Raw genomic sequence first — 421 nt, forward strand, 5'->3', positions numbered from 1 at the left:
GCTATTCAGATTGGTGTTCGCATTCCAACATTTAAAACAATAGGTATAATTTATGAAACCAACAATTGTGGTTGCCTTAGGTGGCAATGCCTTATTACGTCGTGGACAAAATCCATCATACGAAAGTCAATTAAGTAGTGTTGCGTTAGCTGCTGAGTCGATTGCTAAATTAAGTGAAAAATATCGAGTAGCTATCGTACATGGTAACGGTCCTCAAGTTGGTCTATTGAGTCAGCAAAATGAAGCGTATCAAGAATTTGTACCGGCTTATCCATTGAGCTGTTTAGTAGCACAAACTCAGGGAATGATAGCCACGATGCTAGTACAAGAATTACGTAAACGTACAGATAAGAATATTGTCTCTATTCTTAGTCATGTTGAAGTCGATGCGAATAGCCCTGAGTTTAATGATCCAACTAAG

1 pseudogene is annotated in these 421 nt (G+C 38.2%); it reads left to right on the forward strand.

Annotation, left to right across the window (positions count from 1 at the left end):
- Positions 1 to 52 precede the first annotated feature (52 nt).
- Positions 53 to 421, forward strand: a pseudogene (locus RMT89_RS41285) (carbamate kinase); the annotation flags it as partial.

Source organism: Streptomyces sp. P17, from assembly GCF_032436805.1.
Taxonomy (GTDB): Bacteria; Actinomycetota; Actinomycetes; order Streptomycetales; family Streptomycetaceae; genus Streptomyces.